This window comes from Streptomyces soli (genome assembly GCF_003999195.1).
Taxonomy (GTDB): domain Bacteria; phylum Actinomycetota; class Actinomycetes; order Streptomycetales; family Streptomycetaceae; genus Actinacidiphila; species Actinacidiphila soli.
The window spans coordinates 1-7,095 of the sequence record NZ_RJVR01000334.1; the positions used below are offsets into that span (position 1 = coordinate 1).

7 protein-coding genes and 1 pseudogene are annotated in these 7,095 nt (G+C 72.1%); 5 read left to right on the forward strand and 3 right to left on the reverse strand.

Annotation, left to right across the window (positions count from 1 at the left end; genetic code table 11):
* The coding region (locus EFK10_RS40335; RefSeq protein WP_164836341.1) for a hypothetical protein at positions 1-291 on the reverse strand (291 nt) is incomplete at its 3' end.
* A 247-nt stretch (positions 292-538) separates the two neighbouring features.
* Between EFK10_RS40335 and EFK10_RS40340 the strand changes: the two genes are divergently transcribed.
* On the forward strand, positions 539-1,339 hold the full coding sequence (locus tag EFK10_RS40340) for an SAM-dependent methyltransferase (protein ID WP_127360621.1): 801 nt from the start codon (positions 539-541) through the stop codon (positions 1,337-1,339).
* A gap of 13 nt (positions 1,340-1,352) precedes the next feature.
* Here the strand turns inward: EFK10_RS40340 and EFK10_RS51435 are convergent.
* A pseudogene (locus EFK10_RS51435) lies at positions 1,353-1,496 on the reverse strand (short-chain dehydrogenase); the annotation flags it as partial.
* Between EFK10_RS51435 and EFK10_RS40350 the strand changes: the two are divergent.
* On the forward strand, positions 1,429-1,761 hold the full coding sequence (locus EFK10_RS40350) for an RICIN domain-containing protein (protein WP_127360623.1): 333 nt from the start codon (positions 1,429-1,431) through the stop codon (positions 1,759-1,761). The pseudogene EFK10_RS51435 and the gene EFK10_RS40350 overlap by 68 nt on opposite strands.
* Before the next feature lie 27 nt (positions 1,762-1,788).
* On the opposite strand, the gene EFK10_RS40355 is transcribed toward EFK10_RS40350, so the two are convergent.
* Entirely contained in the window at positions 1,789-2,403 is a 615-nt protein-coding gene (locus EFK10_RS40355; protein ID WP_240677775.1) for a TetR/AcrR family transcriptional regulator, read from the reverse strand.
* Positions 2,404-2,576: 173 nt separating this feature from the next.
* Here EFK10_RS40355 and EFK10_RS40360 point away from each other — a divergent pair, with 173 nt between their 5' ends.
* The 3 genes from EFK10_RS40360 to EFK10_RS40370 form a co-directional block, all read left to right on the forward strand.
* Positions 2,577-3,491, forward strand: a complete 915-nt coding sequence (locus EFK10_RS40360; RefSeq protein ID WP_206305787.1) for an ABC transporter permease — start codon at positions 2,577-2,579, stop codon at positions 3,489-3,491.
* A complete protein-coding gene (locus EFK10_RS40365; protein WP_240677776.1) occupies positions 3,484-4,290 on the forward strand; it encodes an ABC transporter ATP-binding protein in 807 nt (268 codons plus the stop codon). The genes EFK10_RS40360 and EFK10_RS40365 overlap by 8 nt, the downstream gene beginning before the upstream one ends.
* A gap of 315 nt (positions 4,291-4,605) precedes the next feature.
* Positions 4,606-7,095: non-ribosomal peptide synthetase (locus tag EFK10_RS40370; RefSeq protein WP_127360625.1), on the forward strand; the 2,490-nt coding region annotated here is incomplete at its 3' end.

The window sequence follows — 7,095 nt, forward strand, 5'->3', positions numbered from 1 at the left end:
GGCCGCCTCCTCGCGTAGCGCGCCCTGCCGGCGCCGCTCGGCCTCCCGCCCCCGGGCCAGAGCTCTGCGCCGACCGGCCTCCGCCCTCGCCCGGGCGTCGCGCGCCGCCGCGAGGGAGGCATGGAAGGGCTCGGGCCGCGCCACGATCTCCCGCACTTGGGCTGGGTCGAAGGACCGGGTGCCGGGATCGCGCCGCAGTAGGCCGTAGTCCACGGCGAGTTGGAGCTGCGGCCGGGACAGGCCGAGCAGTTCGCAGGCCTGGACCAGGCCGAGGTGATTGATCAGGCTCATGGTCGTGTCCGCGCCGGACGCCCCGTCGGCGGGAGCGGCCCGGCGCACCCCCCCTTCGTCATGCGACGTACCGGACAGTGCTGCCGACATCACTCACCGTAATCGAGGGGTCTGACAACGCCCTGAGCCGCTTACGCGGCCGGTGCCGGACAGTGCGCGGAATGTCATCAACTGGCAGTACAAGAAGGGCAGTCAGCCCCTATCTTGTGATGCCTCGCACCAACACGGCACCTGGGAGCAGGCCCCCTTGAACCAGCGGACCGGCAGCAGAATCGACGCCGCCAGACCCCATGCCGCCCGGATCTGGGACTACTGGCTGGGTGGCAGGGACCACTACCCCGTGGACCAGGAGGTCGGCGAACGGATCCGCGGGCTTCACCCCGGCATCAGTGACGTCGCCCGCGCCGGCCGCGCCTTCCTGGGACGGGCGGTACGGTATCTGGCCGCCGACGCCGGCGTACGGCAGTTCCTCGACATCGGCACCGGTCTGCCCACCGCCGACAACACCCACCAGGTCGCCCAGCGCGTGGCTCCCGACGCCCGCGTCGTCTACGTCGACAACGACCCCCTCGTCCTGGTCCACGCCCGCGCCCGCCTCGTCGGCACCCGCGAAGGCGTCACCGACTACGCCCTGGCCGACCTCCGGGACCCCGAGGCGATCCTCGAATACGCCGCCCGCACTCTCGACTTAACCCGGCCCGTTGGGCTCCTGCTGGTCGGCGTCGTCATCTTCATCGGCGAGGACGAGGATCCCTACGGTCTCGTACGTCGCCTCATGGACGCTCTCCCGTCCGGCAGCTTCCTCGCCCTGTCCCATACGGTCACCGGCCCGGGTTCCGACGACGTGGACGCCGCCGTCGCCTTCTGGAACGAGCGCGGCACCCCCCGGGTCACCCTGCGCACCCCCGCCGGCGTCGCGCGCTTCTTCGACGGGCTGGAACTCCTCCCGCCGGGCGTCGTCCCCTGCTCCCGCTGGCAGCCGGAGGAAACGTCCGACGGTGGCCCGGCGGAGGTCGGCCTTTACGCCGGCGTGGGCCGCAAGCCGTAGTGGGCCGGACGGCTCACACGGGCTGCCCGATCGGCCGTACGACCAGGGTGTTGACGTCGACGCCGCTCGGCTGGTTGATCGCCCACACGATGGAGTCGGCGAGCTGGTCGGCGGTGAGGAGGCCGCCCTCAGGAAGGCCGCCCAGGTCGTCCCAGAAGACCAGCACCAGCACCCTCATCGGCGCCCAGTCCGGCAAGTGCCTCGAGGACCCGTCGTACTCGACCACCAACGGCACCGCCGTCGACCTCTACACCTGCAACGGCGGCGCCAACCAGAAGTGGACCGTCACCGACGGCGGCACCGTGGTCGGCCGGCAGTCCGGGCTCTGCCTCGATGTCACCGGCCAGGCCACCGCCAACGGATCGCCCCTGGAGCTCTACACCTGCAACGGCGGCGCCAACCAGAAGTGGACCCGCGGCTGAGCGTGGGGCGCGGCGGTGGGGTGGGCCTCAGCCCGCCGCCGCGCCCAGGGCTGCCACGGTGCTGGTGGCCAGCTGGTTCAGGTAGCCCTTGGACAGGGGGGCGCGCATGACGGCGAGGCGCCAGTACAGAGGCCCCGTGATGAGGTCGAGGGCGAGGTCGACATCGGTGCCGGGGCGCAGTTCGCCCCGGGCGACCGCGGCGCGGACGATGGCTTCGGCGATGCCGCGCTGGGTGCCGCGCAGCGCTTCCTGCAGTGCCTGAGCTATATCGGGGTTGCGTGCGGCCTCCGCGAGGAGATCAGGGATGATCTGGGAGGCGACGGGGTGCCGTAGAGCGCGGGCGATGACTTCGAGGAGCGTACGGACGTCGCCGTGGAGGGTGCCGGTGTCGGGGGCCGGGACGCCCAGGGCGGCCACGGCGGAGACGACGTCGAGGACGAGGGGGAGCTTGGAGCGCCAGCGGCGGTAGACGGCGGCCTTGCCGACGCCGGCGCGGCGGGCGATGCCCTCGATGGACATGCGGCCGTACCCGACGGCGGCCAGCTCGTCGAAGACGGCGGCGCGGATGGCCTCGGTCACGTCGTCGCGGAGCACGGCGGCGCCCGCCGGGGTGCGACGTGGGGATGGGGTCTCCGGTGCCATGCCCATGAGAGTAGCGTGAGGAGAGGACGGAACGGTTGCGTTCCGTCGGGCCAGTGGGCTAGCGTCGGCGCTGCGATGATACGGATGACGGATACGATCCGTCCGCCGGTCCGGCCGGTGGCCGCTCGTCGCCCCCTCTCGGCTTTCTCTGCCTCGCACGAAAGGCACCCCACGTGAGCCTCCACCTCGACGAGTCCCCCGCCGCGCGGCTCGCTCCCGATCAAGGGTTGAGCGCGCAGGAACTGGCAGCCAAGTACGGCCTGGCCGTCAGCGGGGCCCGTCCGCACCTGCGAGAGTACGTGCGCCAGCTGTGGGCGCGCAGGCACTTCGTCACCGCGTACTCGCGGGCCAAGGTGCACGCCCAGTACACCCAGGCCAAGCTGGGGCAGCTCTGGCAGGTCATGACGCCGCTGCTGAACGCGGGCGTCTACTACCTGATCTTCGGCCTGCTGCTCGGTACCAGCCGTGGTGTCGACGACTACATCCCCTTCCTGGTGACGGGGGTGTTCATCTTCACCTTCACCCAGTCCTCGGTGCTCGCCGGCGTGAAGGCGATCTCCGGCAACCTGGGACTGATCCGGGCACTGCACTTCCCCCGGGCCTCCATGCCGGTGTCCACCACCCTCATGCAGCTTCAGCAGTTGCTGATGTCCATGACGGTGCTGATCACCATCGTCATCATGTGGGGCGAGGTCCCCCGCTTGTCCTGGTTGCTCGCCATCCCCGCGCTGCTCCTGCAGAGCATCTTCAACGCCGGTATGGCCATGGCCATGGCCAGGCTCGGCAGCAAGATCACTGACCTCGCGCAGCTGATGCCGTTCATCCTGCGCACCTGGATGTACACCTCCGGCGTCATGTACAGCCTCAGCGCGAAGCTCGGAAACGCGCCGCACATCGTCAAGCTGCTGTTGGAGATCAACCCGGCGGCGGTCTACATCGACCTGATGCGGTTCGCCCTCATCGACAGCTTCACCTCGGCCCAACTGCCCTCGCACGTCTGGGTCATGGCGGCCGGCTGGGCGCTCCTCGCGGGCGTCGGCGGCTTCATCTACTTCTGGAAAGCCGAAGAGGAGTACGGCCGTGGCTGAGGCGAAGACCGAAGAGCGGATTCCGACCGTGACCGAAGAGCGGATTCCGACCGTCATCGTGGACGACGTGCACATCGTCTACCGGGTGCACGGCGCCGGCGGCGCCAAGGGCGGCGCGGTCGCCGCGCTCCGGCGGATCGTGACCCGCCAGGGCAACCCGAACGTCCGCAAGGTGCACGCCGTGCGAGGGGTCACTTTCACCGCGTACAAGGGCGAGGCCATCGGCCTGATCGGCTCGAACGGCTCGGGCAAGTCGACCCTGCTGCGGGCCGTGGCAGGCTTGCTGCCCGCCGAGAGCGGCAAGGTCTACACGCAGGGCCAGCCGTCGCTGCTCGGCGTGAACGCGGCGCTGATGAACGACCTGACGGGCGAGCGCAACGTGATCCTCGGCGGCCTCGCGATGGGCATGTCCCAGGAGGAGATCCGCGACCGCTACGAGGACATCGTCGACTTCTCCGGCATCAACGAGAAGGGCGACTTCATCTCCCTTCCCATGCGCACCTATTCGTCCGGCATGGGCGCCCGGCTGCGGTTCTCCATCGCCGCGGCGAAGAACCACGAGGTCCTGATGATCGACGAGGCCCTCGCCACCGGCGACCGCAAGTTCCAGAAGCGCTCGGAGGAACGCATCCGCGAACTGCGCAAGGAGGCCGGCACGGTCTTCCTCGTCAGCCACAACAACAAGTCGATCCGGGACACCTGCGACCGGGTCATCTGGCTCGAATCCGGGACCATCCGCATGGACGGTCCGACGGAGGAAGTCGTAGGGGCGTACGAGGAATTCACCGGCCAGAAGTAGGGCGCACGGAGTGGGTTTCGCCACAAACGGACGGCTGACGCCGGGTCCGGCCACCTGACGGGTGGCGGGCCCGGCGTCGTGCGTGAGCAGGGGGTATGCCGGTCCGGGATGGTCCGGGTGAAAGCGCGGCAGTAGCCGGTGGGAGCCGCTCTCAACAGGCGCAACCGGTTAACGCTGGGTAAACTTCCTGTTCGCCGTGCGCGGAGCGGGGGTTCGTAGCGCACTCCACACGACCGACGGAGAGTGAGAGATGCGTCCGAACCAGCCCGGCCTCCACCCGATCGAACCCTTTGCGGGCGATCCGCGGGACGTCGTATGACCGTGACGACGGAATCCACGACGCTGTTCGAATCGCTGCTGGGCGAGGCGCCCGCCCCGGCCGTCTTCACCGCCGGCCCAGCCGCCCCCGAGCGCACCCTCCTCGACATCCTCGACGCCACCGCCCGCGATCACCCGGACGCACCAGCCATCGACGACGGGACCGCGCCGCTGACGTACCGCGCGCTGCTCGCCGAGGTCGAGACGCTGCGGCAGAGCCTGGCCGCCGCCGGGATCGGCGCCGGTGACCGCGTCGGCGTACGCGTGCCGTCCGGGACGGCCGACCTGTACGTGGTGATCCTCGCGGTGCTCGCGGCGGGTGCCGCATACGTCCCCGTGGACGCCGAGGACCCGGAAGAGCGTGCCCAGCTGGTCTTCTCCGAGGCCGCCGTGAGCGCCGTCATCGGCGCCGACCGGGAGATCACGCCCTTGGGCCTGCCGGGCGGGGCCCTGGACCGGCGCCCCGGGCCGGACGACGACGCCTGGATCATCTTCACCTCCGGTTCCACCGGCAAGCCCAAGGGCGTGGCCGTCACCCACCGCAGCGCCGCCGCCTTCGTGGACGCCGAGGCCGGGCTCTTCCTGGCGGAGGAGCCGCTGGGCCCCGGCGACCGTGTCCTGGCCGGGCTGTCCGTGGCCTTCGACGCCTCCTGCGAGGAGATGTGGCTGGCCTGGCGGCACGGCGCCTGCCTCGTCCCGGCCCCCCGCTCCCTCGTACGCACCGGCCTCGACCTCGGCCCCTGGCTGGTCGAGCAGCGCATCACAGCGGTCTCCACCGTCCCCACCCTGGCCGCGCTCTGGCCCGCCGAGGCGCTGGACGCCGTACGCCTGCTGATCTTCGGCGGCGAGGCGTGCCCGCCCGACCTGGCCGAGCGCATGGCCGTCCCCGGCCGCGAGGTCTGGAACACCTACGGCCCCACCGAAGCCACCGTCGTCGCCTGCGCCGCGCCCCTGACCGGCGCCGGCCCGGTACGCATCGGCCTGCCGCTCGACGGCTGGGAGCTCGCCGTCGTGGACGCCCGGGGCGAGGTCGTGCCCCTGGGCGAGACCGGCGAGCTGGTCATCGGCGGCGTCGGCCTCGCCCGCTACCTCGACGCCGCCAAGGACGCCGAGAAGTACGCCCCGCTGCCCGTCCTGGGCTGGGACCGGGCCTACCGCAGCGGTGACCTGGTGCGGGCCGAGGAGGACGGCCTGTTCTTCGTGGGCCGGGCCGACGAGCAGATCAAGCTCGGCGGCCGCCGCATCGAGCTCGGCGAGATCGACGCCGCCCTGCAGGCCCTGCCGGGCGTCGCGGGCGCCGCGGCGGCGATCAAGGCCACCCAGGGCGGCAACCAGCTCCTGGTCGGCTATGTCGTCGCCGCCGACGGCTTCGACCAGCCCGACGCCCTCGCACGCCTCCGCAAGGAGCTGCCGGCCGCCCTCGTTCCGCTCCTGGCCGTCGTGGACACTCTCCCGACCCGGACCTCCGGCAAGGTGGACCGGGCCGCGCTGCCGTGGCCGCTGCCGAACCTGGACACCCCGGAAGAGACGGTCGAGCTCACGGCCGCCGAGGCGTGGCTGGCGGAGCAGTGGGGCGACATCCTCGGCACCCCGCCCACCACCCCGGGGGCGGACTTCTTCGTCAGCGGCGGCGGCAGCCTCGCCGCCGCGCAGCTGGTGTCGCGGATCCGGGAGCGGTACGCGGCCGGGTCGGTCGTCGACATCTACCAGAACCCGGCGCTCGGGGCCCTCGCCCGGGCCCTGGAGGCCTCCTCGGCGGGCGGCGGCGCGGAGGCCCGGGACGTCACGCCGGTGCCGCGCCGGACCGGCGTGGCGCAGGTGCTGCTCATGCTGCCGCTGCTGAGCGTCGCCGGGCTGCGCTGGGGCGTGGCCGCGGCGGCAGTCAACAATCTGCTCGCGTTGCCCTGGGCGCCGACCGTGTCGTGGTGGTGGGTGGCGCTGGGCTGGCTGCTCGTGGTCAGCCCAGCCGGACGGATCGTGATCGCGGCGGGCGGCTCGCGGCTGCTGCTGCGGGGCCTGCACCCGGGTACGTATCCGCGCGGCGGCAGCGTCCACCTGCGGCTCTGGACCGCGGAACGCCTCGCCGAGCTGAGCGGCGCGACCGGTCTGGCCGGGTCCTGGCTGACGTACTACGCACGGGCGCTCGGGGTCCGCGTCGGCGAGGACGTCGACCTGCACGCCCTGCCGCCGGTGACCGGCATGCTGCGGCTCGGCAAGGGCTGCGCCGTCGAGCCCGAGACCGACCTGTCCGGGCACTGGCTGGACGGCGACCGGCTGCACATCGGCGCCATCCGGATCGGTGCCGGCGCCACTGTCGGCGCCCGCAGCACCCTCTTCCCCGGCGCCAGGATCGGCAAGCGGGCCGAGCTCGCCGCCGGCTCCGGCGTGACCGGGGCCGTACCGGCCGGCGAGCGCTGGGCGGGCGTCCCGGCGGCACGCCAGGGCAAGGCCAACCGCAACCGCCCCGAGGGCCGTCCGCCGCGCCGG

Coding starts and splice junctions, on each gene's coding strand:
- EFK10_RS40355 (WP_240677775.1), bottom strand. CDS start 2,403: ATGGCACCGGAGACCCCATCCCCACGTCGCACCCCGGCGGGCGCCGCC.
- EFK10_RS40350 (WP_127360623.1), top strand. CDS start 1,429: ATGGAGTCGGCGAGCTGGTCGGCGGTGAGGAGGCCGCCCTCAGGAAGG.